Raw genomic sequence first — 24,899 nt, 5'->3', positions numbered from 1 at the left:
CCATGAGTATTCTGCTGATCGTTGTACTTGTCGTCGCCGTGGTGCTGGCGATCATCGGGGGTCTCGTCGAGGCCCTCCAATTCCTACTCTGGGTGGGCATCGTGCTGGCGGCCATCGCCGTGATCGCGTGGCTGATCCGAATGATTTCCGGCAGGGGGACAACGCCATGAGCATCGGCCTCGGAATCTTCTTGATCGCGATCGGCGCCATTCTGACGTTCGCGCTGAACGTGACGGTGGACTGGATCGACCTCGATCTGGTCGGCTACATTCTGATGGCCGCCGGCCTCGTGGTCACGATCATCGGCATCGCACTGCTCGTGCGCCGGCGTCGCACCGTCTCGACCACCCAGTCGGTGTCTGACCCGGTGCGCGGCGAGCAGATGACCCGCAGGGAGGACGAGATCTCCCCGGAGCTGTGACGCTCCTCGGTGTGCGCCCGGTCGCTCTGCAGTACGGTGACTTGTGTCGCGGAGCGACCGAGCCAGTCGGTGCTGTCCTCTAGCGTTGCGGCCATGACCTCAGACGCGGGAAACCGGTGGGTGCTGATCGATGCACCGAGCAATCTCGGTCTGAGGCCGCCAGAGCCCGGAGCGGTGCCGGGCGCGGACAAGGCTCCGGGCGCGTTGCGCGAGGCCGGGCTTCACAGACGGATGGAACGCGCCGGCGCGGGCTGGGCCGGTGTCGTACTCGCCGGGCGCTACGTCGACGATGTACACCGAGCCGATGGAGAGCTGCGCAACCAAGCCGCGATCATCGACCATTCACTGCGCCTGGCTGCGCGCATCGAAGAGGTCGTGGCATCCGGAGGGCGCCCACTGGTGATCGGCGGTGACTGCAGCATCCTGCTCGGCGCGGCGATCGCGCTTGCACGCCGCGAGGGACGTTTTGGGCTGGTGCACATCGACGGGCACAGCGATTTTCGGCATCCGGGCAACAGCGACGAGTGCGCAAGCCTGGCCGGAGAAGACCTCGCGGCCGCGGTCGGGCGGCACTGGCCAGCTGTCGCGAACATCGACGGGCTCGGGCCCTATTTCGCCGCCGAGGATGCCGTGCACATCGGCTGTCGCGACGATGACGAGTACCTGAATGAGGTGCGCAGCGTGTTGGGAGCCGTGATCACGGCATCAGATGTGCTGAGCCGGGGAGTGGCGTCGGCGGCGGAGCGGGCGCTCGCCGTTGTCGGGGAGCGTGAGGGATATTGGCTGCACGTGGACGTCGATGTTCTCGACCCCACCGTCATCTCGGCCGTTGACAGCCCCGACGCCGGTGGGCTGGACGCTCAGGCGTTTGTGGAACTCCTCACGACGCTCGCGGCGGGCGCACTGGGAGTGCAGTTCACCGTCTTCGATCCGGACCGGGACGAAGATGGGGCTCAGGCGCGCCTGCTCGCGGAGCTCATCGCCGCCGGCGTGGGCGTCGAGGCCTAGCAGACGCCCCAGAGGCCGATGGCGGACGCCGCCGCGGCCGTCTCTGACCGGTGGAACAGCTCGGTGTGCGCCCGGTTCGGGTCGATCTGCAGCACGGTGGCGGCGCCGCCGAGGAGCATCTCGTTGTTGACGAAACGGCCGTCGTCCGTCCACATCAGCAGCAGGCTGCGGCCATACCGGTCGGTGGGGTTGGTGTCGGTGAGCGCCCACGCCGTGCTGCCCTCCGGCAGCAGCGCGCGGAGCGCCTCCGTCGCCTCGGCGCCGAAGCACTCGGCGTCCTCGCCCACCTCGGGGGTGTCGATGCCGAGCAGGCGCACCTTGGTCTTCTCTGTACTGCCGAGCACGGCCGTGGCCTGCTCCGGATAGACGAAGAGGGTGTCGCCGTCGTGCACGTAGTCGACGGTGACGGCGACCGCGGTCTCGGGGCGGGGAGGGGCCTCCGCAGCGCCCTGCGGAGGCTCGGAGTCGCCCTCCACTGTGGCTCCCGCGTCGAGGCCCTGCTCGCTCGCCGCGCCGCTGTCTGCGCCGGTGCCGGAACCGCCCCCGAGGGGATCGAACCAGCCGAGCTTCGGTGCCCAGATGGCGGCGGTGGCCAGCAGCACCAGCGCGAGCGGGATGAACAGTCGGAGCCAGGGGTTCATGCGGCGTTGGCGCGATGATGACGCGCGGGACGGGGAGGAAGGCACGACGCGAGCGTACGGCATCCGCCCGACGGGGGTCGGCGCCGGTCGCGCCTCGGCAGACGCGACGGCAGGATTCGAACCTGCGAATGACGGGCTATGAGACCGTTCCCTTTGACCACTTGGGTACGCCGCGATGCCTCGACGATACCTGCAGCCGTCGACGGCGCCGGGGGATGTTGCGGCGCCCTACCCCGCGTGACGCAGGATGAAGCGGGCCTTGCCGGAGGCAGGCCTGCGCGCGGCTGGCTGTACGGCTAGCGGACGGTGCTGAAGCGCTCCACGAAGCGGGTCATGATCTTCGGCGGCTCGGTGACGACGGATGCCGCGAGCCTGGCCGCGACCTCGTCGAGGGCGTGCGCAGGAAAGTAGCCGTGCTCCTTGTAGACGTGTGCGCGGGCGATGAAGTCATGCGGCAGCACCTCCGGGTGGAACTGCGTGGCGTAGACGTTCGTTCCGACCCGGTAGATCTGCACGGGGCAGGCCTCGCTCGTGGCGAGGAGCGTGGCCGACGCCGGCAGCACGCTCGTCGCCTCCTTGTGGCCGACGAGGGCGCTGAAGCTGGACTCGAGCCCGGCAAGCAGCGGGTCTGCCCGGCCGTCGGCGGTCAGCGTCACGGTGACGGGGCCTGCCTCCTCGCCGTATTCGGTGCCGACGACGCCGCCCTGGCACTGGGTGAGCATGCCGATGCCGTAACAGGTGAACAGCACGGGGAAATCGGCGGCGACCGCCCAGTCGGCGAGCCGGGCGAGGTCGTGCTCGACCCGCAGCTGGGTGGCCGACTTCCGCTCGGAGAGCTGGGTGATGTTGTACGGGCTGCCGCCGACGATCACTCCGGCGAAGCCGTCGAGCGGCAGCGCCGGCAGTGCGTCGACGTCGAGCCGGTGGTGCAGCAGCTCGGCGGCGCCGAGGCCGGTCGCGGCGAGCATCGCCTCGTACTCCGGGGTCACCGCGTCTTCCTCTGGGCGCGCAGAGAGGAAGAGAAAGGGACGGCTCGTGGTCATCAGCGGCGCTTGCCCTTCTTGCCCTTGTTGGAGTGCGGCCGACCGGGGTTCGGGTTCGGCCGGTGGCCGTTGCCGGCCACCTTCTTCTGCCCCGGCTTCTTCTGCTTGCCCGATGCCTCCCGCACGGCGCGCGCGGCGGCCTTGGCCTTGGCGGCGCGGCTGAGCACCTTGCCGTTGGCGTCGGTCTCCGGGGCGACGCCGCGGGAGCTCTGCGCCGTGCGGCCGCGCACGATGCCCACGAACTCCTCGACGTGCTCGGTGGTGGCGTCGGTCGGCCAGGCGATCGCGATGCGGGTCTCTGCGGCATCCGTCACGGGCCTGGCGGTCAGGTCCTTCCGGCTGTGTAGGCGGGCGATGCTGTGCGGAACGATGATCGGCCCGACGCCGGCGGCGACGAGTTCCATCGCGATGCCGAGGTCCGGGTCGCCGGGCGCGTAACCCGTCGTGCTCTCGCCGGCGAGTTCGGCGAGTTCGGCGAGTTCGGCCAGGGTGAGCTCGTCGAGCTTGGCGATGGCGTGGTCCTTGGGCACGACGACGACGGCGACCTCGGAATACAGGGGGATGACGCTGAGCTCGAGCGCGTCCGGGGCGTTCAGCGGCAGGCGCACGAGCACGACGTCGGCGTGACCGTCGGCCTCTGGTTCTGCGAGGAGCGGCTCGAGCTGCGCGCTCTGCGGCAGCGAGACCGCGACGATCGCGACATCCGCGAATCGCTCTTTCCAGATGCGGATCCACTTGGTGGGGGTGACCCCTTCAACGAAGCCGAGCTTGAGTGTCACGAGGGTTCCTTCTGCTGGCTGGGCCCGGCACGACGACCTCGCGCTGGGCGGTGGGCGCACGGATGCTGAACCCACAGCTTCAGGCTATACGCTGGGCAGGTGAGTACCGAAGAGAGCAATCCAGTCGCGCCAGTCGCCGACAACGCCGAGGCACCCGTTTACGTCGAAGACACGCGTCAGCAGCCCAAGCCCAAGAAGCAGCAAATCATGAAGCCGGAGACGGCGGCCAAGAAGCTCGGCATTCTGCTGAGCGCCGCCCCCGCAGAGTTCACCAGCGAGCCGATCACCCGTGACGGCCTCGATGCGATCATCGCCGAGCCGCCCGTCTGGCTCGTCGAACTGCGCGCCAACGGCCCGCACCCGCGCCCCGTCGTTGCCGCCAAGCTCGGCGTCTCGATCTCCGGCCTGATCCGTGCCGAGGTCACCGAGCCGTTGACCACCGCCGAGATCAAGCACTTGCTCGAGACCAAGCCGCAGTGGCTCGTCGTCGAGCGTGCGACACAGCACGAGGTGCGCGAGGAGCAGATCCGCGTGAAGGACGCGAAGGCCGGCAAGGAAGCGCTCAAGAACAAGAAGTAACGCTCGGGACGTTTGTCGAGACCGGGGCTCTGCCCCTGACAGATGTCCATCATGTGGCGGGGCTGCTCATACCTAGTGTGTGATGCAGCCCCACAGAGAGAGAACCCCACATGAGCGAGAAGTACCTGCCAACCATCCCGCACTGGATCGACGGCACCCGGCACGAGCCCACCAGCGGTCGCACCGCCCCGGTCTACGATCCCGCGCTCGGCGTCGTGACCGCGAACGTCGGCCTCGCCGACCAGGGCGAGATCGAGAAGGCCATCGCCTCCGCGGCGGCCGCTTTCCCCGCGTGGAGCACGACCTCGATGGCCAAGCGCCAGTCGATCGTCTTCAACTTCCGCGAACTGCTGAGTGCCCGCAAGCACGAACTGGCCGCGATCATCACCGCCGAGCACGGCAAGGCCCTTTCGGATGCCGCTGGCGAGGTGCAGCGCGGTCTCGAGGTCGTCGAGCTCGCCACCGGTTTCCCGCACCTGGTCAAGGGTGACTTCTCCGAGAACGTCTCCACCGGTGTCGACGTCTACTCGACCAAGCAGGCGCTCGGCGTCGTCGGCATCATCAGCCCATTCAACTTCCCTGCCATGGTGCCGCTCTGGTTCTTCCCCATCGCGATCGCGGTTGGCAACACCGTCGTGCTGAAGCCGTCCGAGAAGGACCCGTCTGCGGCGCTCTGGATGGCAGAGCTCTGGAAGGAGGCCGGTCTGCCCGACGGCGTCTTCACCGTGCTCAACGGCGACAAGGAGGCCGTCGACGGCCTCCTGACCCACCCGGAGGTCAAGGCGATCTCCTTCGTCGGCTCCACCCCGATCGCGCAGTACATCTATGAGACGGCCGCCAAGCACGGCAAGCGCGTGCAGGCCCTCGGCGGCGCGAAGAACCACATGCTGGTGCTTCCGGACGCCGACCTCGACCTGGTCGCCGACCAGGCCATCAATGCGGGCTTCGGCTCTGCCGGTGAGCGCTGCATGGCGATCTCCGTGGTCCTCGCCGTCGAGCCGGTCGCCGACGTGTTGATCAAGAAGATCACCGAGCGGATCGCGACGCTGCGCATCGGCGACGGCCGCCGCGACCTCGACATGGGCCCGCTCGTGACCGAGGCGCACCGCGACAAGGTCGCCTCCTACATCGACATCGCCGCCGCCGACGGCGCCGTTGTCGTCGTCGACGGCCGTGGCATCGAGGTCGACGGTGACCCGAACGGTTTCTGGCTCGGCCCGACCCTGCTCGACGCCGTTCCGACGAGCAGCCGCGTCTACACCGAGGAGATCTTCGGACCGGTGCTCTCCATCGTGCGCGTCGCGAGCTACACCGAGGGCCTCGAGCTCATCAACTCCGGCCAGTTCGGCAACGGAACGGCGATCTTCACGAACGACGGCGGCGCCGCCCGCCGCTTCCAGAACGAGGTCGAGGTCGGCATGATCGGCATCAACGTGCCGATCCCCGTTCCCGTCGCGTACCACTCCTTCGGAGGCTGGAAGGACTCCCTGTTCGGCGACTCCAAGGCCTATGGCGTCGCGGGCTTCGACTTCTACACGCGCCAGAAGGCGATCACGAGCCGCTGGCTCGACCCGGCCACCCACGGCGGCATCAACCTCGGCTTCCCCGAGAACGACTGACCCGAAAACGACCAACACGAGAACGACCAACACGCAATGCAGATGGCGGTCCGGTGCGCAAGCGCCGGGCCGCCCTTCGCGTTGCGCCAGTTCGTGGGCCTCCGCGCCCCATACTGTGGCGCGGAGCGCGCCGCCTTCGGCCGGAACTAGGCTGCGGGCGGCGCTAGTCGGTGAACTGCACCGCCGCCCAGAGCTCCAGGCGATCCTGCAGCAGGTCGAGGTCGAGCCCAAGCAGGGTTCCGGCCAGGTCGATGCGGTTGCGCAGGGTGTGCCGGTGGATGCCGAGCTGCTGCGCCGTCGGCTCCCATGCGCAATTGTTGGAGATCCAGGCGCGGAGGGTCGGCACGAGGGCCGTGCCTTCCCTCGCGTCGTGGCCGACGACCGGAAGCAGCACACCGCGGGCGACGGCTGCGGCCCGGTCGGTGCCGAGCAGGCCCAGCATGCCGTCGCCGAGCAACTCGGTGAAGCCGACGCCATCGGCACCCGTCTCCACCGCCCGCGCCAGTGCGCGTTCGGCCTCGGTTACCCCGCGGCCCAGCTCGGCGTAGCGCACGGGGGTCGAGCTGCCGACGGTCGCCCGGTGCGCGGCGAAGAGCTCGCGCAGATCGCCGCCGTGCTTCTCCCCGGCGATCGCGACGATGTGATCGTTCCGCTGCGCGTAGAACACGCCGCCGCGGTGCTCGTCGGATTCGAGTTCCAACGCCTCGAGCAGGTGGTCGCCGTGCTGCGCGTCGCGCACCACAGAGACCGTGATCGGCTCCTCTGGCAGCCGCCCCCACACCTTCTCGGCGGTGCGGTCGGCGACGGCGCGGTCGCCGGCGAGGAGCTGCTCGAGCAGGCCGGCCCGGAGGTGCCGGCGCGCATTGTCGAGAGCGCGGTTCTGCTCCAGCGCCAGGCTGGCGAGGCCGATCACGCTGCCGAGCAGATCGGCGCCGGCCGGATCCATCGCCTCCGAGGTGCCGAGCGCCAACGCGCCGCGGAGGCGCTTGCCGCCGCCGAGCGTCTGCAGGGTGAACTCCTGCGGCCCGCTCTGGCGTGAGGCGGAACGGGTCCCCTTCTTCAGCGCCTGTCTCGCGGCATCCGCCACGAAGTCGACGAGGTCGCCGGGGACGGGGTGGCGGGTCGGGAACGGCACCCGGTTGCCGGCCGCATCGAAGAGCAGCACCCAGCAGCCGAGCTGCTTCTCAAGCTCAGCCAGGATTGAGCGCAGGCCGTCGGGGCGGAGGGCGGCGCGGGAGATCGCCCGCTGGGCGTTGAGCGACCATTCCACGCGCGCCAGCTGCTCGCGCGAGAGCTCGGCGGAGATGAAGCGGATGATCGCGATGAACGGCGTGCGGTTCGAGACCTCGAGCAGCGGCATCCCGGCGCGCTCACAGGCGCTGATGAGGCGGGGCGGGATCTGCGGGTGAATCACGGCCGTGGCGAAGCCGAGGCCCCGGATGCCGAGGTCGGCGAGCCGCTCGACGTAGGCGTCGTAGTACTCCTGCGCGCGGGCCCGCTGCGGGAATTGAGCGCCGTCGGTGAGCAGCAGCTGACCCGGTTCGAGGAACTCGGTCGGGTCGGCCAGGTCGGAGCTGTGCACCCAGCTGAGCGGCTCGTCGAGCGCGCCGTCCGGCGCCCCAGCGGGAGCCCCGCCCTGGGTGTTGACAACGCGCACGCTGAACGCGGGGTTCTGCAGGATCGCCCGGATGGATGGTGGCATCTCTGTTCGCTTCCGATTCTGTGCCGCATGCGGTTCCGTCTGGTGAGGATCGTGCAGCCGGCGCCGTGTACATATGTTGAGACAACTACGCGTGACTATACAGAAGTCGAGTGGGTGGGGCGGGCGCGGTGGGACAGGATGGTGGCATCCATCACGGAAGGACCCCCATGACGACCCTCGACAGCCCCCGCGAGACGAGTAACGCCGACGCCGTCGCGCGTGATCGCGCGAACGTCTTCCACTCCTGGTCGGCGCAGGCCGCCCTCAAGCCGCTCGCCTTCGCCGGCGGCTCGGGAACGACGATCTGGGACTACGAGGGCAACGAGTACCTCGACTTCTCGAGCCAGCTCGTCAATGTCAACATCGGGCACCAGCACCCGGCCGTCATCGCCGGCATCCAGAACCAGCTCGCCCAGCTCGCGACCCTCGCACCGGCCCACGCCAGCGATGTGCGCGGCACGGCGGCCGAGAAGATCCTCGCGCACGCCCCCGCCACCATGAGCAAGGTGTTCTTCACCAACGGCGGCGCAGATGCCAACGAGAATGCGATCCGCATGGCGCGCCTGCACACCGGGCGCGACAAGGTGATCTCGCGCTACCGCTCGTACCACGGCAACACGGGTGCGGCCATCGTCGCGACCGGCGACTGGCGCCGCATCCCCAACGAGTACGCCCGCGGGCACCTGCACGTCTTCGGTCCGTACCTCTACCGCAGCAACTTCTGGGCGACGACGCCGGAGCAGGAGAGCGAGCGCGCCCTCGAATACCTGCGCCGCACGATCGTGGCAGAGGGCGCAGAGAGCATCGCCGCCATCCTGCTCGAGACGATCCCCGGCACGGCCGGCGTGCTCGTGCCGCCGCCCGGCTACCTCGCCGGCGTGCGCGCGCTCTGCGACGAATTCGGCATCCTCCTGATCCTCGACGAGGTCATGTCCGGCTTCGGCCGCACGGGCGACTGGTTCGCCTTCGACGCTTTCGACGTCGTGCCAGACCTCATCACCTTCGCCAAGGGCGTCAACTCCGGCTACGTCCCCGTCGGCGGTGTCGTGATCTCCGAGGAGATCGCCGCGACCTTCGACGAGCGCGTGTTCCCCGGCGGGCTGACCTATTCCGGCCACCCGCTCGCCGCCGCGTCGATCGTCGCATCGATCACCGCATTCGAAGAGGAGCAGATCGTCGAGAACGCCGCGATGATCGGCCGTGACCACCTCGGCCCCGGCCTGAGCGCGCTCGCCGAGCGTCACGCCGTCATCGGCGAGGTGCGCGGCCGCGGCGTGTTCTGGGCGGTCGAGCTCGTCGCCGACAGCGAGAGCCGGATGCCGGTCGACGCCGCGTTCATGGGCGCCCTCAAGGCGCAGCTGCTGCAGCGCGGGCTGCTGCCGTTCATCGCCGACAACCGCATCCACGTCGTGCCGCCGGCCACCGTGACGGCCGAGGAGGTCGCCAGCGCCCTCGCCATCATCGACGAGGCGCTCAGCGTGGTCACCGCAGCGGTCGCCGCCGCCTAGGCCGCCCGCCGGCCGCCTCGGCCCCCGCGCGGTCGCCGGCGGGCATCCCGGTCGGCCGTGCTGAGCCCTACACTCCGCGCGGCCGGCCGCTCCGCGCCAGCTGCTGCGGTTCTGCGCCACACTGTGCGGCGCGGAACCGCAGGACGTGGCTAGCTGCTTCGTGCTTCGGCGTAGCGTTCACGGAGGAATGCGACCGTGTCGGCCAGCTCGGCCTGCGACACGGAGTGCCCGAGCCCCTCGTAGATGCGCTCCGTGAGGGTGCTGTGGTCGGGCAGCCACGCCTGGGTGCGGTCGATCGCGGCCGCCGAGATGACCGTGTCTGCTGTGCCGCGGCCCCAGAACACCGGTGGCCTGCTGGCTCCGAGTTCGGTGTCGCCCGCCTGCTGGCCGCCGGCCTGGAAACCGGCGAGAACGACGGCGTAGTCGAAACGCGATGGCGCCAGCCGCAACAGCTGCACGGCCATGGCGCCGCCCTGCGAGAAGCCGAGCAGGCCGACGGAGCTGGGCTGCACCGTGAGGGCGTCGAGCCAGGCCAGCACACCGCGGGCGGCATCCGTCACCAGCTGGGGGTCTGGCACGCCGGGCTGGGCGCCGAGCGGGAACCACGCGTGCCCCTGCCCCATGGGGATGGGCGCGCGCACGGAGGCGATCACCGGCTCGAGCGGCAGGTAGGGCGCGAGGTCGAAGAGATCGGCCTCGTTGGAGCCATAGCCATGCAGGAGAACCAGCAGCGGGCGGTCGACGCGGTCGTGTTCGTTGGCCGACCACAGCACGGCGTCGGCGTCGAGGGGGAGAGCGGTCATGATTCCTCTGTCAGTGTTTGGACGGCGTGTGTTCGGTGCTCTGCCGGATGGCGGCCTGGGCGGCCGCCCAGTCGGAGTGCATGAGGCGCAGGTGCACGGCCGGCAACTTCTTGTGGTGGTCCTCCGCCTCGGCCGGGAGCTCGAGGAAGATGCGGAATCCGAGCTTCTCGAGCAGCGCGATCGACGCCGTGTTGGGCGCCCAGGAGATGGCGCGCAGCTCGCGAGCCGAGCGCTCCTCGAACAGCCAGCGCACCATGCGGGCCGCCGCCTCGCGCGCGTAGCCGTTGCCCTGCATGTCGGGGTGGAAGGCGTAGCCGATCCAGAACACGTCGGGGCTCTCAGTGGCCGGGCCGCTGGCGTCGAGCTCGAGGTTCCATGCCCGGAGATCGCCGATCACGCGGCCTCCGCTCGAGTCGGTGGCATCCTCCAGCAGCTCGGCCGCGAAGTTGGCGTTGAACCAGTCCGCTGGGTAGCGTCGCCAGTGCTCGACGCCGACGCGCAGTCTGTCGCGGGTCGCATCGAGCGAGAGCGGTTCGTGGGTGAGATAGCGCACGACGTCGTCCCGCCCCCGGTAGCTCTGCACCGCGAGGGTGTCGTCGATGGTGACGGGGCGCAGCCGCAGCCGCTCGCTGAGCAGGATCGGGCTGCCGACCGCGTCGCTTGTCTCGGGCATCGGACACCTTTCTGCCGGGGAGCTCGTCGCTCCATCTTGACACCGACTCCGCCAGATTGGCGCGCGCGGCGGCGTGCGGAGGCGCGGTGAGACACAATGGAGCCATGAGCGTGCGCACACCTGATCCCGACCCCGAGTGGACTCCGGATTCCGAACCGCCCCGCCCCGCGATGCCATCGACACCGGGCTGGCTGAGTGATCTCGAACTCGCCGAGATCCGTGAACGCCTGCCACTGCTCTACGTCGAGGCCGTTCCCGTGCGGGTTGACGGGCTCGGCCAGGTGACGGAGCTCGGGGTGCTCCTGCGGGCGACCGCGATCGGAGAGATGACGCGCACCCTCGTCTCCGGGCGCGTGATGTTCGGTGAGACCGTGCGCGACGCGCTGTTCCGCCACCTGGAGAAGGACCTCGGCCCGATGGCGTTTCCCCAACTGCCGCTCAGCCCGGTTCCGTTCTCGGTCGCGGAGTACTTCCCGATGCCGGGCCTCTCCGCCTTCCACGACGACCGCCAGCACGCCGTCTCGCTGGTCTACGTCGTGCCCGTCACCGGCACATGCGAACCGAGGCAGGACGCACTCGAGCTCACATGGATGACGCCGGAGGAGGCGGCATCCGACGCCGTCTGCGCCGAGATGGAGGGCGGCCGCGGCGTGCTGCTGCGCCAGGCGCTCGCCGCGGTCGGCGCCCTGCGCTGATTCGGTACGCGCTGATTCGATGCGCGCTGATTTCGATGCGCGCTGATGTTTGCGCGGAACCGCTGCGGCCGACTCAGCCCGTCACCGCGTAGCTCAAGTACACGACCCCGCTGGCGAAGCGGCGCTCGTCGATGAGCTCGAGCGTGTGCGTGACATCGGCGGGGAACATGTGCAGCCCGCCGCCCAGGATGACCGGCGAGACGATCACCCGAATCTCATCGACGATCCCGGCGCGCAGCGCATGCGAGGCGAGGGTCGGGCCGCCGATGCCGATGTCGTGATCGGATGCCGCCTTCATGTCCTTGACCGTTGGCGCGTCGAAGCGGCGCTCGAACCGGGTGCGCGGGCCGGCCGGCTCCGTCAGGGTGCGCGTGTAGACGATCTTGTCTGCGGCCTGCCAGATCGAGGTGTACTCCTTGATGTAGTCCGGCAGCTCCGTGGCGTCATCCACGGAATCCCAAAACGTCATCACCTCGTACATGCGCCGGCCGAACAGATAGGTCTGGATGGACCGCGAGTAGTCGTTCACGAAACGGTGCACCTCTTCATCCGGCATCGCGAAATCGAAGTTGCCGTGCGCATCGGCGGTGAATCCGTCGAGCGAGCACAGGCCGTCGTAGATCAACTTGGCCATGGCGGCCTCCTCAGTGTCGGGCGAGGGTTGAGTGGAGTGCGTGTCGAGCCTAGGAGCGTCCGCGGCGTTCCGCCAGTGCCAGTGCCCGTGTTCATGCCCGTGGTCATGGGTGCCGTGCTGCAGGCACTCAGCAGGAGCGCGTACCCTCGAACGGTGTCTGTTCCCGTCGTTCTCGCCGCACCCGACGTGCCCCCTGCGCCCGTCGTGTCGGCGCCGGCTGTGCTGACGCGCGCGGAGTGGCGCTCGCTCGAGGCCGCCCACGAGGCGCGGGCCGATGCCATGACCGCCGGCCGCCGCGAGCGTGCAGAGCGCGGAGAGAAGCACCCGGTGGAGGACTTCCTGCACACGTACTACCCGACCAGGATCTCGGCGTTGCGGCGCTGGCATCCGGGCGCCGGCGTGCTGCTGGAGGACGCCAAGGAGCGCTCCGATTGGCGTTGGTACCGCGCGGCATCCGCCATGTCCGTCTCCGTCGACGCGCGGGCCTTCCTCGCGGCGCGGGCAGCCAGCGTCGACTTCATCCAGCTGCTGCTCAGCCGAACGGCGGAGCGGACCGCGCGCTTCGGCTGCTTCGGCCTGCACGAGTGGGCGATGGTCTACCGCCAGGGCGAACACCGTCACCAGGCGCCGCTCCGGCTCGGCCAGGCCGGCACCGACGCCGTCGTCGAGGCTGCAAACATCAGCTGCACGCACTTCGATGCCTACCGCTTCTTCACGTCGGAGGCCGCGCCGCTGAATGCGCTGTCGCCGAGCCGAGAGAACCAGCCGGAGCTGGAGCAGCCCGGCTGCCTGCACGCCGGCATGGACCTCTTCAAATGGGCCACCAAGCTCGGCCCGCTGGTGCCGGGGGATCTGCTGCTCGACAGCTTCGAGTTGGCCCGTGACATCCGCTGGCTCGACATGCAGGCATCGCCCTACGACGTCAGCGCGTGGGGCGCGGATGCCGTCGCCATCGAGACACCGGAGGGCAAGGCCGAGTACGTGCGCGCCCAGCGCGGCTTCACGGAGCGCGGCAACGCGCTGCGGGGGCGTTTGCTGGCGGCGGTCACGCGCGCCCGCTCTGTTGCCTGACACCGATCCCTACGCCGGCTGAGGAGGAACGACGAAGCCCTCGAACAACGCGGTCAGTCTGCGTGGTGCGAGGGCTTCGGCCGCTGGCGCTCCCTCAGCCGACGTGAGGGATGTGCTCGTGCGGAGCAGAGGTTACTTCAGGCCGAGCGTCTCCAGGAACAGCTCCGCGTAGCGCGGGGCGTCGACGTCGAGGGCGATGTCGATGCTCGTCCACTCCTCGGCGAGACCGTGCAGCAGATCCTCTCCGCCGTAGATGCGCATGTCGACGATCGTCTGACCGCGGCCGTATCCGCCGAGCTCGATCCGCACCGGGCGGCTCTCGATGCGCAGTGACTCCGGTTCGACCAGGGCACACACCGCGCCGGCGTCGCCGATCAGGCCGGTGTACTGGGCGGTCGCGTCCTCGCTGAGCGCGACGCGGTTGCCGAGCAGCGCGCCGACGATGCGCCCGACGGCGTCGTCGCCAGCGGCCAGCGTGGCGGCGGCATCCTGCTCGACCGAGACCTGGTTGAACACGTCGAGGCCGTACATGAAGGTGGGAACGCCGGAGCCGAGCACAATGGCGGCCGCCTCCGGGTCGTGCCACACGTTGAACTCGGCGACGGCTGTCGCATTGCCGACGGATGCCGAGCCGCCCATGAACACGATGCGCTCGAGCTTGGGGGCCACCTCGGGGTGCGTGCGAAGCAGCAGGGCGAGGTTGGTCTGCGGAGCGAGCGCCACGAGGGTCACGGGGCGTTCGGCGTCCATGATCGTGCGCCGCATCAACTCGACGGCGCTCACCGTCTCGGCAACGCGGGCGGTCGCTGGCAGCTGGATGCCGCCCAGGCCGTCGGCTCCGTGCACGTGCGAGGCCGAGCGTGCCGGCTCGATCAGCGGGCGCAGCGCACCGGCGGCGACGGGGATCGCCGGCGCGTCCGCGGCATCCAGAATCTTCAGCGTGTTGTCGACGACCTGCTCGAGCGAGGCGTTGCCCGCAACACAGGTGATGGCGAGCACGTCGATGTCGGGGTGCTTGACGGCGAAGAGGATGGCGAGGGCGTCGTCGACGCCGGTGTCGACGTCGAGGATGACGGGAATCGTAGGCATGCGACCAGCCTACGGCCGCGGGTGGGACTGATCCGCCGGGCGGAGCGATGCCCGCCCGGGCGAACACACCGGGCGGGCAAACTGGGGGCGAGCGTCAGGCCGAGTTGTACAGGATGCCTTGGACGCTGCTCGGCGCTGGCGCGCCTCGCGAGCTGGGGCTGCCGCCTTGCTGACGGAAGCGTGTCGCTTCGCGCCACGCTGACCGTCAGCGCACGAGGCGCACCTCTTTGATCTCCTCGCCGAGGAACGGCTGCAGCTGAGTTGCGCCGTCGGGCACGAAGCCGTTGCGCGTGTAGAAGCGGTGCGCACGGGGGTTGTCCTCGGCGACCCAGAGGTAGCCGGGGCGCGCCTCGCAGGCGGCGTCGAACAGCTTCTGGCCGATGCCGGTTCCGTGGAAGGCGTCGAGCAGGTAGATGAAGTACAGCTCGCGCTCGCGCGGGGCGTCCTCATCGCGGGCGGGGCCCGAACCAACGAAGCCGACGATCTCACCCTCGACGAGTGCGACGTAGAGGTGGTGATCCGGGCCCTGGCTCATCCAGTGGGTCCAGAGTTCGGCCATGCGGCGGGGGGAGAGATTCGCGAGGGTCGCCTCGCTGATCAGGTGGTCGTAGGTCTCGTGCCAGCACTGGGCGTGGACGCGGCCGAGTGCTTCGGCGTCGACATCACGAACGGGGCGGATAACTGCTTCGGCAACTGCATTGGTGCTCATGACCAGAGACTAGGCCAGCATCGGCCGCTCTGCGAAATCGAGCATTCCGCAGGCACGGATGTCGCGGCGACGCGTCTCAGGGCAGGCCCGGATGACGCGGTGGCCGGCTTGTGCTTCCGCTGCCGCCCGCCCCGCCAAATCGCTAGCCGGCCTGCACCGGCGTCGTGCGCATGAGCTCAACCGAGTCGTCGGTGCACGGGGCGTATGCGGTGGTCGGCACGAACACGGCGTCGAAGGAGTGCGGCGGGTAGACGCGGAACCCGTCGGCGGTCTCGCTGCCGCACGTGTCGTAGTTGCCGGCGTTCGTCACCGTGACGAGGGCCTGCACGGTATCGCCGGGCGTCAGCGTGAAGACCTCGATCGGCACGGAGTCGTCCTCAGCGGCCGCAGCGCCCAGCTGCGTGCCGTTCTCGTCGCCGACGAGGGAGACGCCGGGGAATCCCTCGAGCTCACAGTCGCGGCTCCCGGAGTTCGCGAAGATGATCGGCACGACGGTGCTGCCGGCGCCGCCGTCTGACTGGCCGAGGCTCAGCGTGAGCTCGTCGACCGTGCAGGTGGCGGCATCCGGGGTGGAGGTCGCTGTCGCCGTCGGGGTTGCCGACGGGCTCTGACTCGGGGTCGACGACGGGCTTGCTGATGCCGACGGGCTCGCCGTGGGCGGCGATGTCGCCGGGCGGGTCGCCAGCGCCCAGATCAGGGCGATGAGCAGCCCGAGGATGGCGACGGAGGCGATCACCCCGACGATGATGAGGGTGCGCCGGGACGATGGCGGGCCGCCCGCCGCGTCGGCCGGATTCTGAGGGGCGGATTCAGGCGTGCCGTTGTCGGAGCTCATGCACCGATCGTGTCACGACCGGGCCCTGACCCCGCGGATTTCCGGCAAACCCCGCTGGTTGAGCCTGTCGAAACCCTCCCGGCGGTGGGTACGCCAAAAGGCCCGGGGCTAAACACACCCACCCGGGATAATTCACCATGTGTGTGTGCATGGTGGGCGGAGTCCTGGCATGCCAAAAGGCCCGGGGCTAAACACACCCACCCGGGATAATTCACCAAGTGTGTGTGCCGCAACCGGGCCTGTCGGTCCTGCTGTGTGTGAGCGCCGAGCCGCACACCGAGATGTCAATGTGGGCGCGCTCGTGGAATGCGAGATGTGCGAATCAGTGGGGCACGAGACATACCCTTGGCCCCAGCGATTCACATGAGCTGAGCAGATGAGGCGCGCGAAGACGCTCGCGCGCTGCCTTCATTCCTGATCTCGTCCGCTGACCGGCATCGGCGCGAACTCGAGGAGGAACGAGGCTGGGTGGGCACCGGTCCACGCGCAGAAAGACGCGTGCGACCGGATGCACACCTGGGTGATGGGCGGAGTGACTAGCCCTGTGCGCGACGCGGGCCGCGGCCCTGCGCCGATCCGCGCACGAGGCTGCCGACCTGCAGGCCGCCGGAGCGGCCGCCCTGCGAACCGGATGCCGAACGCTCACCCTGTGCGGAACGGCTACGGCCGCCTTGCGCAGAGGTGGTGCGTGCGGCGCCGGAGCGCTCACCCTGAGAGGAACGAGGAGCACCGTCACGGCCGCCGTTGCCGGCGCCGTCACGGCCGCCGCGACCGCCGCCGGCGGAACCGCCGCGCGAGGAGTCCGACGAGGAGGAACCGGCTGGGCGACCAGAGCGGTCCCGACGGGCACGGCCTTCGCCACCAGCCGAGCCTGCACCACGGCCACCGGCGACGTCGCCACCGTCACGCAGCGCGCGCTTGCGCTGGGCGTTGGCGCCCTGCGAACGACCGCCGCCACCCTGCTGGGTGCGTGCGGCATCCACCGGGAGAGGCTTGACGTAGGCGGCAACCTCGCCGACGAGCGCCGACACGGCCGGCGAGTTCGGCGTGACAGCCTGGATGGCGACGTTGATGTCGGCCTTGCGCATGAGCTGCTGCAGGTCGCGCTTCTGGCCGGGGATGATGACGGTGACGACATCACCCTCGCTGCCGGCGCGGGCCGTGCGACCCGAACGGTGCAGGTACGCCTTGTGCTCCATGGGCGGGTCGACGTGCACGACGAGCTCCACGTTGTCCACGTGCACGCCGCGGGCTGCGACGTCGGTGGCCACGAGCACGCGGGCCGTGCCGTCGGAGAAGGCGGCCAGGTTGCGGTCACGCTGCGGCTGCGAGAGGTTGCCGTGCAGGTCAACGGAGGGGATGCCCTGCTCGGTGAGCTTCTTGGCCAGCTTCTTGGCGTGGTGCTTGGTGCGCATGAAGAGGATGCGGCGGCCGGTGCCGGAGGCGAGCGTCTTGACGAGCTCGTTCTTGGCGTCGACATCCGACACCTCGAAGACGTGGTGGGTCATCGCGGCGACGGGGGAGTTGGCCTCGTCGACCGAGTGCAGAACCTCGTTGTGCAGGAACTGGCGGACCAGCTTGTCTACACCGTTGTCGAGCGTGGCCGAGAACAGCAGGCGCTGGCCGTTGTTCGGGGTCTTGTTCAGGATGCGGGTGACAACCGGCAGGAAGCCGAGGTCGGCCATGTGGTCGGCCTCGTCGAGCACGGTGATCTCCACGGCGTCGAGCGTGACGAAGCCCTGCTTCATCAGGTCCTCGAGGCGGCCGGGGCAGGCCACGACGATGTCGACACCGTCACGGAGGGCGGCAACCTGGCGGGCCTGCGAGATGCCACCGAAGATCGTGGTGGTCTTCAGTCCGTAGGCGTCGGCCAGCGGGGAGAGCGTCGCGGTGATCTGCGTCGCCAGCTCGCGGGTCGGAGCGAGGATCAGGCCGAGCGGGCGACCCGGGCGGCGCTTGCCGCCGGAGAGCACGCCGCCGAGGCGGGCGACCATGGGCAGCGCGAACGCGATGGTCTTGCCGGAGCCGGTCTTTCCGCGGCCGAGAACGTCGCGGCCGGCGAGGGTGTCCGGCAGGGTGTCGGCCTGGATGGGGAACGGCTGGGTCTTGCCGTCGGCCGCGAGAACGGCGACGAGCGGGGCCGGGAGGCCGAGCGAAGCAAAGGTGATTTCAGACAAAGTGATGCCTTTCGGGCAGACCCCGGGGCGAGTGGCGCTCGGGGCACCGGTCTCGGTCGGATTTCTGGGCGGATCCGCACCGTGCATGCACAGGGCGGTTCAACCCACACGACCGACGATCGGGGATAATTGGCGAAGGTGCCGATGGGCACATCCGTTCGCCGTATGAAGAGTCAAATGATGTTGCGGGGCCAGGCCCGGCGCACACCGAAAGAATGCGTTCTACGACGCAAGGAGCGCAACAACGCACTCGCAAGTTCCATCAGTCTAGCACGAGCCGCCTTCGGGGCCGCTTGGGGCCCCTGTGACGCACTGTGACACGGGCGCTCGCGGCATCCGAATGCCGTCACTAACGTCGCAGCAACGGCGTGCGCATCGTGCGCCCCCGAGAATTCGAGGAGTTGCCATGAGCGCCGATGCTGCTGTTCTGACCGAGCCCGTTCCGTCAGAGATCCCGTCGATCACGCCGGAGGCGCGCCAGGAGCGCCTCACCGCCGTCGCGACCAACTGGATCGGCACTCTGAAGGAGCAGCCGGCCAAGGCGCAGCTCGTCTTCAGCGCGAGCGGCGAGGGCGTCGGATCGGTCGGCACCACCGTTCGCACCGGCAAGCACAGCTTCCAGATCGATGAGCCGGCCGGTCTTGGCGGCGACAACGCCGCACCGAACCCCGTCGAGGTCGCCCTCGCCGCGATCATCTCCTGTCAGGTCGTGACGTACCGCGTGTGGGCGCTCAGCCTCGGCATCGTGCTCGACACGATCGAGGCCAGCGCGGAGGGCGACCTCGACGTGCACGGCTTCTTCGGCCTCGACGAGTCCGTGCGCCCCGGCTTCACCGCCGTGCGCGTCACGGTGAACGTGAGCGGCCCGGAGACGGAGGCGCGCTACCGCGAGCTGCACGCCGCCGTCGACGCGCACTGCCCCGTGCTCGACCTCTTCGCCAACCCGACCCCGGTGCGGACGACGCTCATCGTCGACTGATCCACGACCCAGGGTTTCGACAGGCTCAACCAACGGGGTTGAGTCGAGTCGGGGTTTCGACAGGCTCAACCAGCGGGATGCGCGCAGCCCCCGTTGATTGAGCCTGTCGAAATCGTCTGCGGGAATGGGACGAAAAACGGGCACTCAGCTTCGGCTCCCCCACGGGGCGTAGACTTTCGGGCCGGAGAAAGTGGGGTCGTGTGCCGTCATCGGAACTCGAGCGGGAGCGCGCTGTCATCGCGTCGTTTTACCGTCGTCTTGACCAGTTGCGCGCCGAAGTCGAGGCCCGCCTCGGTGCCGTGCAGCGGGGCAATGTCGGCAGCAATCACCAGGCGCGCAGCGAAAGGGACTCCTTCGCCCGCCTGCACGAAGACAACCTCGCCCAGCTGAACGAGGTCGACGCCCGCATCGCCTTCGGGCGGTTGCAGGTGGTATCCGAGAACTCAGGCGACCACGGCGCCGACGAGATTCACTACATCGGCCGGATCGGCCTGCGCGACGTCGACCAGTCCACGATGCTGCTCGACTGGCGCGCGCCACAGGCTGGTGCCTTCTATCAGGCGACAGCGGCCCATCCGCTCGGCGTGCGCGCACGCCGGCACCTCACCATGCGTGAGCGCGAACTGACCCGCATCGACGACGAGGTGCTCGACGCCACGCTGCTCGACGAACTGCGCGAGGCGGCGCCGGGCGGGGCGGCGGGCATCGCCGCGCACGGCGCCGCCGTGGCATCCGGAGCCCTGCAGGGGGAGGGGGCGCTGCTCGCCGCCCTCACCGCGGAGCGCACCGGTCACATGCACGACATCGTCGCAACCATTCAGGGCGAGCAGGACCGCATCATCCGCTCCGAAATGCGCGGAGCCCTCGTCGTGCAGGGCGGGCCGGGAACGGGCAAGACGGCCGTCGCCCTGCACCGTGCCGCCTTCCTGATCTACGCCAACCGCGAGCGCCTCAAGTCGGCCGGCGTGCTCGTCGTCGGCCCGAGCGCCGCGTTCGTGCGCTACATCGAGGCCGTGCTGCCGTCGCTCGGCGAGACGGGCGTCGTCATGCGCACGCTCGGCTCGCTGTTCCCCGGCGTCGAGGCCGACGCCGACGACCGTGCGGATGTCGCCGCCCTCAAGGGCCGGCTCGAGATGAGTGGCTTGCTCGCCCGGGCCGTGCGATCGCGCCAGCGCGTCCCGGCGGAGGCGCAGCAGATCGTGCTGAACGGCGACACGCTCACCGTGCAGCCGACACTGATCGAGAACGCGATCCACCGCGCCCAGCGCACCGGCAAGCCGCACAACGTCGCCCGCGTCACCTTCGTCAAGCACGCCATCGCCGAGCTGGCCACCCAGCTGGCGACCCAACTGGCGGCAGCCGGGGCCGCGATCGACGACTCCGACGTCGCCGCACTCCGCGAGGACCTGCGCGAGAGCTACGAGGTGCGGGTGCTGCTGAACACGGCCTGGCTGCCGCTGACCCCGGAGAAGCTGCTCGGTGACCTCTACGCACGGCCGGAATGGCTGGCAGAGCTGACCCCGCGCTGGACTCCCGAGCGACGCGCCCTGCTCGCCCGCGAGCGCAACGCGCCGATGACGGTGAGCGACGTCGCCATGCTCGACGAGGCCGCGGAGCTGCTCGGCGACATGCCCGCCCGCCGCAGCGCTGCCGACCGCGAGCGCGAGCGCCAGCGCGAGGCCGACATCGAGAACGCCCGCGCCGCGATCCGCAACATGGGTGTCGAGGGCATGGTCAACGCCGAGGCCCTCGCCGACGGTTTCGCCGAACGGGGGGAGCGGATGAGCGTGGCGGAGCGGGCGGCATCCGACCGCAGCTGGACCTACGGTCACGTCGTCGTCGACGAGGCGCAGGAGCTCTCGCCGATGCAGTGGCGGTTGCTCGTGCGCAAGTCGCCGATGCGTTCCTTCACGATCGTCGGCGACATCGCCCAGGTGAGCTCTGCGGCCGGCGCACGCAGCTGGACCGAGGCGCTGAACGCCGGATTCGGCGACCGCTGGCGGCTCGAGGAGCTGAGCGTGAACTACCGCACGCCGGCCCAGATCGCCCGCGCCGCCGAGTCGTTCGCCGGCCAGGCCAAGCTGCCCATCACGCCGGCACGTGCCGTGCGCGAAGGCGACTGGCCGATCCTCACCGTTGTCGCGCCCGGAGAGCTTCCGGCTGCGGTGCTCGAGACCGTGCAGCTGCTGCTGGCGGATGCCGGGGCGGGCAACCTCGCGGTGATCGTGCCGGAGGAATCCGTCGACGACATCGCCGACTCACTGCGCGAGGCGCTGGACGGCGCGCTCACCGGCGGCGGCGCGCGGCGCATCGTCGGCAGGGGAGCCGCCGGCCTGGAGCTGCCGCTCGCGGTGCTCACCGCCCGTGAGGCGAAGGGGCTGGAGTTCGACACCGTGCTGATCGTCGACCCGCGGGGGATCGTCGCCGAGACGCCGCGCGGCGCCGCGGCGCTGTACGTCGCGGCGACGCGGCCCACGCAGCGACTGGCGATGGTCTACCCGCGCGGTGAGAGCGCGCTCACAGGCTTCGCGGAGGCGCCGAAACTTTTTTGACGCCACGCCGAGAATCTCTCACAAGATCGCGCGGTTGCGGCATCGGACTATGCCACTATGGCTTCACACGTTCGTCGCGAGATGTGCGTCGCGGGGCTCAGATGACCATTCGGGTTGGTTTTCTGAGCCCCCACCCTTTCCTCCGGGCCGCTCGGCCGGGGGTCGAGGGTGGCGTCACGGGTCGCTCCGATGCGCAACAATCGAGCCATGGCGATTCGGTACTGGCTCGGGGTTGTGCAGCGCGATCACGTGCGGCGCGGCGTCGAGCTCGGGATCGCCCAGCTCAACCACGGCTCGAAGCAGGCCGTCTCGCAGCTGCGTGAGGCCGACGGACTGATCTACTACTCGCCGCGGGTGAGCTGGCCGGACGGCGAGCCACTGCGGGAGTTCACGGCGATCGGGCGAGTGGCCGACGACACCGTGTTCCAGGACGGCGATGGCGCGGTCATGACCAACGCCTTCGGCGAGCCGTACCGGCCGTGGCGGAGGCGCGTCGATTATGACCAGTTCGCGGTGCCGACATCCGTTCGCCCGCTCATCCCGGTGCTCGACTTCACCTCGGCGTCGCCGAACTGGGGGTTCCAGCTGCGGCGTGGTCTGATCGAGCTGAGCAGGAACGATTTCGAGATCATCAAGGCCCAGATGCGGGCGGTGCTGTAGCGGGCGGTGCTGTAGCGGCGCCCTCTGCGCTCCATGTCGGCGCGAGCTGGCGCAGCCGTGCCGCGCGCCACTGCCAGAACAGCCAGACGGGGTACCAGGATGCCGCGGCGAGCGGTCCGCCGAAACGCAGCCGGTCCCGGTAGAGGGTGCCGCCGGACCCAGCCGGATCCGGCGAGACGGCCATGCGGTGATCCCAGGAGCGGATGATCGCGCCAGGGCCCGATCGCATTCCTCCGGTGTCGCGCAGCATCCGGACGCCGTCGGGCAGGCCGCCCGGATAACTCACGTCGACCGCGCTGGTGCCGACCGCGATGGTGCGGAGCGCGAGCGTCGTCATCAGGTGCTCACCCTCCGGCCACTGGGCCGGGAAGCCCCCTGCCTCCAGCGAGGCGAAGTCCAGCCACGGTGAGACGACCTCGCGCAGGGCCGCCGGGCTCCGCAATGCGTGCCAGGCGGCATCCGGGTCACAGTCCAAGACGACTTTGAGCATGACGATCATGCGGCGAGGTTACGCGGCCCCCGCGGGGAACGCGAGAGGCCGCTCAGAGCTCACGGCGGACGTACCGCGGGCGCACAGACGACAGACAGCTTGCTCTCACCGGCGCGTTCTAGGCTGGCCGCATGTCTGACTCGCTCTGGTGGCTGCCGTCGCTGCTGATATTCGCCATCGCAGCGGTCATCAGCGTCGTCGGCATCGCGGCGCTGCGCCGCGGTTCGGAACGCCGCGAGGCCGTCACCGACTCGAGCCTCATCGAGCTGCAACGCCGCGCGGGCGGGCTGCTCGTGCGCACCGACAATCGGGTGCAGGAGAGTGAAGACGAGCTCGGTTTCGCCCTGGCCGAGTTCGGAGACGCCGCAGTCGTCGACTACCGGCGCGCGATCAAGACTGCCAGGCGCCGGCTGCGCGAGGCCTTCCTTCTCCAGCAACGCCTCGACGACGCCGAACCGGACACGGTCGAGGAACGCCGACGCTGGAACACCCAGATCATCGAACTCTGCAACTCAGCGGATGCCGCACTCGCCAGCGAGGACGCCCGATTCCGTGAGCTTCGCAGCACCGAGCGCAACGCGCCGCAACAGTTCCTCGTCGTGCAGACCCAGTTGGCCGAGGCCGAGGCGCGCGCCGACGAGATCCGCGCGGTGCGCGTTGCCCTCGCCGCGCGCTTCTCACCGACGGCGCTCACCGCGCTGGAGCGACACCTCGATGAGGCGAGTGAGCTGTTGGTGTCGGCATCCGGCCTGCTCCAGGCTGCGGCGATGCGCATGCAGGGTGCTGGCGCCGAACCGGTCGCCGATGCGCTGCGCTCAGCCCACGACGATGTGACGCGCTCGGGGGCTGCGCTCTCGGCCGCCGAGGCCACCGCTGCACGCATCGCGGCCGCCGAGCTGGCGGCAACGAGCCTCGCCGGACAGCTGCGCGACGGAATCGAGGAGGCGCGTCAGGTGCGCGACGGCCACGTCGACCCCGCCGCCGCGGCGACGCTGAACCTCGGCATCGATCAGGCGGCCATGGCCATCGCCGAGCACGCCCGATCCGCACGTTTCGGCAGCGTCATGGCCGACCCGCTGGCCGACCTCGACGCACTGCGCAGCGCGATCGACCGGCTCGACAGTGCGACCGCGGCCGCCCGCGGCCAGCAGGATCGCCTCGAGCACGCCCGGCTCGCCCTCGGCGGGGCCCTCGTCGCCGCGCGCAGCCACATCGCCGTCGCCCGCGACTGCATCGTCGAACGGCGCGGCATCGTCGGTGCCCCCGCGCGCACCCGGCTGGCCGAGGCCGAGCGGCAGCTCATGCTCGCCGAGGCGGAATCCGACCCCGTGAGCGCGCTCGACATCGCCCGCCGTGCGGTGCGCCACGCGGATGATGCCGAGGCGCTCGCCCGCTACGACGCCGAGGTCCGCGGCCACTGAGCCCGCGCAGCCCCCGGCGACGAACAACCGCGGGCCGTGCCACGATGGACGGGTGACTTCCGCCCCGCTCCCCGCACACCCGGCCGCCCAATCCAAGTACCAGGTGCGTTTCGACTGGGGCGTCGACGGTGCGGAACGGATCGCGGCCGGCGCCGATGTCGTGGTCGTCGTCGATGTGCTGGGCGCGCAGCGGCACACGGTTCTGGGTGCCGGAGAGCAGGCCGAGCTGGATTCCCAGCAGGACGCGCTGCTCGCGGCCCTGCCACCGCAGGCCGCCGTGCTGAGCGCCGGATTCGGCACGGCATCGGCCGCGGCCCGCTGGATCACCGAGCAGCAGCACGCACTCGGTCGGCGCGCGATGATCGCCATCGTCGCGGCGGGCGGCGTCGCCGACGGTGAGGCCGCCGGCAGCGGCATCCGCTTCGCCGTGGAGGACCAGCTCGCCGCCGGAGCCCTCATCGACGCGCTCGCGACGCTCGGCATCGACTTCTGCTCGCCGGAGGCCGCGGCGAGTTGCGCCGCATTCACCGGGCTGCGCGGCGCCGTCGCCCATCTGCTCACCGCCAGCGCATCGGCGCAGCAGCTGATGGCGGCCGGTGTCGATGCGGGCGCGATCCGTGCGGCGGGTGCGCTCGACACCGGTGACGCGGTCACGATTCTGCGCGGCTGAATCATCCTCGCCGAGGCTCCCGGAACGCAGAGGGCTAGCGGAACACCGAGGGTTCCCGTATATTCCTTTTCACATCAGTAATATGTCACCGATCACACATCCACACCATCCTCGTGGATGTCGACACCGGCCGCGTGATCG

At 69.8% G+C, this 24,899-nt stretch carries 25 protein-coding genes and 1 tRNA gene; 13 read left to right on the top strand and 13 right to left on the bottom strand.

The features are described from left to right. Positions 1-2: 2 nt before the first annotated feature. The 3 genes from ASC66_RS18310 to ASC66_RS04045 all read left to right on the top strand — a co-directional run bounded on the left by ASC66_RS18310 (position 3) and on the right by ASC66_RS04045 (position 1,429). Positions 3-170: a hypothetical protein gene (locus ASC66_RS18310; protein ID WP_200944690.1), complete on the top strand. Its 168-nt coding sequence runs from the start codon at positions 3-5 to the stop codon at positions 168-170. Next, positions 167-421, top strand: coding sequence for a DUF6458 family protein (locus ASC66_RS04050; protein WP_055834952.1), 255 nt, complete (start codon positions 167-169; stop codon positions 419-421). Before ASC66_RS18310 ends, ASC66_RS04050 begins: the two co-directional genes overlap by 4 nt. Before the next feature lie 93 nt (positions 422-514). After that, complete coding sequence (locus ASC66_RS04045; RefSeq protein ID WP_082491987.1) at positions 515-1,429, top strand: arginase family protein; 915 nt, start codon at positions 515-517, stop codon at positions 1,427-1,429. Here ASC66_RS04045 and ASC66_RS04040 read toward each other — a convergent pair. From ASC66_RS04040 to ASC66_RS04025, 4 genes are all read right to left on the bottom strand, one after another. Beyond that, the gene (locus tag ASC66_RS04040; RefSeq protein WP_162243467.1) at positions 1,426-2,115 is read right to left on the bottom strand and encodes a thermonuclease family protein; all 690 of its coding nucleotides are present in this window, start codon (positions 2,113-2,115) and stop codon (positions 1,426-1,428) included. The two genes, ASC66_RS04045 and ASC66_RS04040, sit on opposite strands and share 4 nt — an antisense overlap. A 56-nt stretch (positions 2,116-2,171) precedes the next feature. Then, a tRNA-Met gene (locus tag ASC66_RS04035) sits at positions 2,172-2,245 on the bottom strand. Positions 2,246-2,366: 121 nt separating this feature from the next. Continuing rightward, positions 2,367-3,113 carry a glutamine amidotransferase gene (locus ASC66_RS04030; protein ID WP_055834946.1) on the bottom strand — a complete coding sequence of 249 codons (747 nt, stop codon included), beginning with the start codon at positions 3,111-3,113 and terminating at the stop codon, positions 2,367-2,369. Beyond that, positions 3,113-3,892 (bottom strand): LysR substrate-binding domain-containing protein, encoded by a 780-nt coding sequence (locus ASC66_RS04025; RefSeq protein ID WP_055834943.1) that lies wholly within the window; start codon positions 3,890-3,892, stop codon positions 3,113-3,115. Before ASC66_RS04025 ends, ASC66_RS04030 begins: the two co-directional genes overlap by 1 nt. Positions 3,893-4,099: 207 nt before the next feature. On the opposite strand from ASC66_RS04025, the gene ASC66_RS04020 reads away from it, so the two are divergent. Both ASC66_RS04020 and ASC66_RS04015 read left to right on the top strand, forming a co-directional pair. Beyond that, a complete protein-coding gene (locus ASC66_RS04020; RefSeq protein ID WP_055836315.1) occupies positions 4,100-4,471 on the top strand; it encodes a DUF5997 family protein in 372 nt (123 codons plus the stop codon). Positions 4,472-4,581: 110 nt separating this feature from the next. Next, positions 4,582-6,090, top strand: coding sequence for a CoA-acylating methylmalonate-semialdehyde dehydrogenase (locus tag ASC66_RS04015; RefSeq protein ID WP_055834939.1), 1,509 nt, complete (start codon positions 4,582-4,584; stop codon positions 6,088-6,090). A 163-nt stretch (positions 6,091-6,253) separates the two neighbouring features. Here ASC66_RS04015 and ASC66_RS04010 read toward each other — a convergent pair whose 3' ends face one another. Beyond that, positions 6,254-7,792, bottom strand: a complete 1,539-nt coding sequence (locus ASC66_RS04010; protein ID WP_055834936.1) for a PucR family transcriptional regulator — start codon at positions 7,790-7,792, stop codon at positions 6,254-6,256. Between the two features lie 167 nt (positions 7,793-7,959). On the opposite strand from ASC66_RS04010, the gene ASC66_RS04005 reads away from it, so the two are divergent. Then, the gene (locus ASC66_RS04005) at positions 7,960-9,300 is read left to right on the top strand and encodes an aspartate aminotransferase family protein (RefSeq protein ID WP_055834933.1); all 1,341 of its coding nucleotides are present in this window, start codon (positions 7,960-7,962) and stop codon (positions 9,298-9,300) included. 149 nt (positions 9,301-9,449) lie between these two features. On the opposite strand, the gene ASC66_RS04000 is transcribed toward ASC66_RS04005, so the two are convergent. Together ASC66_RS04000 and ASC66_RS03995 are read right to left on the bottom strand one after the other, a co-directional pair. Further along, positions 9,450-10,103, bottom strand: coding sequence for an alpha/beta hydrolase (locus tag ASC66_RS04000; RefSeq protein ID WP_055834930.1), 654 nt, complete (start codon positions 10,101-10,103; stop codon positions 9,450-9,452). 10 nt (positions 10,104-10,113) lie between these two features. Then, positions 10,114-10,776, bottom strand: coding sequence for a GNAT family N-acetyltransferase (locus ASC66_RS03995; protein WP_055834927.1), 663 nt, complete (start codon positions 10,774-10,776; stop codon positions 10,114-10,116). 104 nt (positions 10,777-10,880) lie between these two features. On the opposite strand from ASC66_RS03995, the gene ASC66_RS03990 reads away from it, so the two are divergent. Next, on the top strand, positions 10,881-11,471 hold the full coding sequence (locus ASC66_RS03990; RefSeq protein ID WP_055834924.1) for an NUDIX hydrolase family protein: 591 nt from the start codon (positions 10,881-10,883) through the stop codon (positions 11,469-11,471). 73 nt (positions 11,472-11,544) lie between these two features. Here the strand turns inward: ASC66_RS03990 and ASC66_RS03985 are convergent, their stop codons facing one another. Then, the gene (locus ASC66_RS03985) at positions 11,545-12,105 is read right to left on the bottom strand and encodes a dihydrofolate reductase family protein (RefSeq protein ID WP_055834921.1); all 561 of its coding nucleotides are present in this window, start codon (positions 12,103-12,105) and stop codon (positions 11,545-11,547) included. A gap of 153 nt (positions 12,106-12,258) precedes the next feature. Here ASC66_RS03985 and ASC66_RS03980 point away from each other — a divergent pair, with 153 nt between their 5' ends. Next, entirely contained in the window at positions 12,259-13,176 is a 918-nt protein-coding gene (locus ASC66_RS03980; RefSeq protein WP_502691553.1) for a 3-methyladenine DNA glycosylase, read from the top strand. A gap of 132 nt (positions 13,177-13,308) precedes the next feature. On the opposite strand, the gene ASC66_RS03975 is transcribed toward ASC66_RS03980, so the two are convergent. The 4 genes from ASC66_RS03975 to ASC66_RS03960 all read right to left on the bottom strand — a co-directional run bounded on the left by ASC66_RS03975 (position 13,309) and on the right by ASC66_RS03960 (position 17,986). After that, on the bottom strand, positions 13,309-14,265 hold the full coding sequence (locus ASC66_RS03975) for a nucleoside hydrolase (RefSeq protein WP_055834918.1): 957 nt from the start codon (positions 14,263-14,265) through the stop codon (positions 13,309-13,311). Positions 14,266-14,470: 205 nt separating this feature from the next. Beyond that, positions 14,471-14,974: a GNAT family N-acetyltransferase gene (locus tag ASC66_RS03970; protein ID WP_055834914.1), complete on the bottom strand. Its 504-nt coding sequence runs from the start codon at positions 14,972-14,974 to the stop codon at positions 14,471-14,473. A gap of 142 nt (positions 14,975-15,116) precedes the next feature. Then, positions 15,117-15,809, bottom strand: coding sequence for a DUF4232 domain-containing protein (locus ASC66_RS03965; RefSeq protein ID WP_055834911.1), 693 nt, complete (start codon positions 15,807-15,809; stop codon positions 15,117-15,119). 536 nt (positions 15,810-16,345) lie between these two features. After that, on the bottom strand, positions 16,346-17,986 hold the full coding sequence (locus tag ASC66_RS03960; RefSeq protein ID WP_055834908.1) for a DEAD/DEAH box helicase: 1,641 nt from the start codon (positions 17,984-17,986) through the stop codon (positions 16,346-16,348). Between the two features lie 406 nt (positions 17,987-18,392). Between ASC66_RS03960 and ASC66_RS03955 the strand changes: the two genes are divergently transcribed. The 3 genes from ASC66_RS03955 to ASC66_RS03945 all read left to right on the top strand — a co-directional run bounded on the left by ASC66_RS03955 (position 18,393) and on the right by ASC66_RS03945 (position 22,177). Next, a complete protein-coding gene (locus tag ASC66_RS03955; protein WP_082491984.1) occupies positions 18,393-18,965 on the top strand; it encodes an OsmC family protein in 573 nt (190 codons plus the stop codon). A gap of 200 nt (positions 18,966-19,165) precedes the next feature. Continuing rightward, positions 19,166-21,517, top strand: a complete 2,352-nt coding sequence (locus ASC66_RS03950; RefSeq protein ID WP_055834904.1) for a HelD family protein — start codon at positions 19,166-19,168, stop codon at positions 21,515-21,517. Between the two features lie 207 nt (positions 21,518-21,724). Beyond that, the gene (locus tag ASC66_RS03945) at positions 21,725-22,177 is read left to right on the top strand and encodes an EVE domain-containing protein (protein WP_235496668.1); all 453 of its coding nucleotides are present in this window, start codon (positions 21,725-21,727) and stop codon (positions 22,175-22,177) included. On the opposite strand, the gene ASC66_RS03940 is transcribed toward ASC66_RS03945, so the two are convergent. Next, on the bottom strand, positions 22,149-22,676 hold the full coding sequence (locus ASC66_RS03940) for an SRPBCC family protein (protein WP_055834899.1): 528 nt from the start codon (positions 22,674-22,676) through the stop codon (positions 22,149-22,151). The two genes, ASC66_RS03945 and ASC66_RS03940, sit on opposite strands and share 29 nt — an antisense overlap. 122 nt (positions 22,677-22,798) lie before the next feature. Here ASC66_RS03940 and ASC66_RS03935 point away from each other — a divergent pair, with 122 nt between their 5' ends. Both ASC66_RS03935 and ASC66_RS03930 read left to right on the top strand, forming a co-directional pair. Continuing rightward, on the top strand, positions 22,799-24,088 hold the full coding sequence (locus tag ASC66_RS03935; RefSeq protein ID WP_055834896.1) for a coiled-coil domain-containing protein: 1,290 nt from the start codon (positions 22,799-22,801) through the stop codon (positions 24,086-24,088). Positions 24,089-24,140: 52 nt separating this feature from the next. Then, the gene (locus ASC66_RS03930; RefSeq protein ID WP_055834893.1) at positions 24,141-24,758 is read left to right on the top strand and encodes a 2-phosphosulfolactate phosphatase; all 618 of its coding nucleotides are present in this window, start codon (positions 24,141-24,143) and stop codon (positions 24,756-24,758) included. Positions 24,759-24,899 lie beyond the last annotated feature (141 nt).

Source organism: Leifsonia sp. Root4 (genome assembly GCF_001425085.1).
Taxonomy (GTDB): Bacteria; Actinomycetota; Actinomycetes; order Actinomycetales; family Microbacteriaceae; genus Microterricola.
This window is presented reverse-complemented; position numbering and strand designations above follow the sequence as displayed.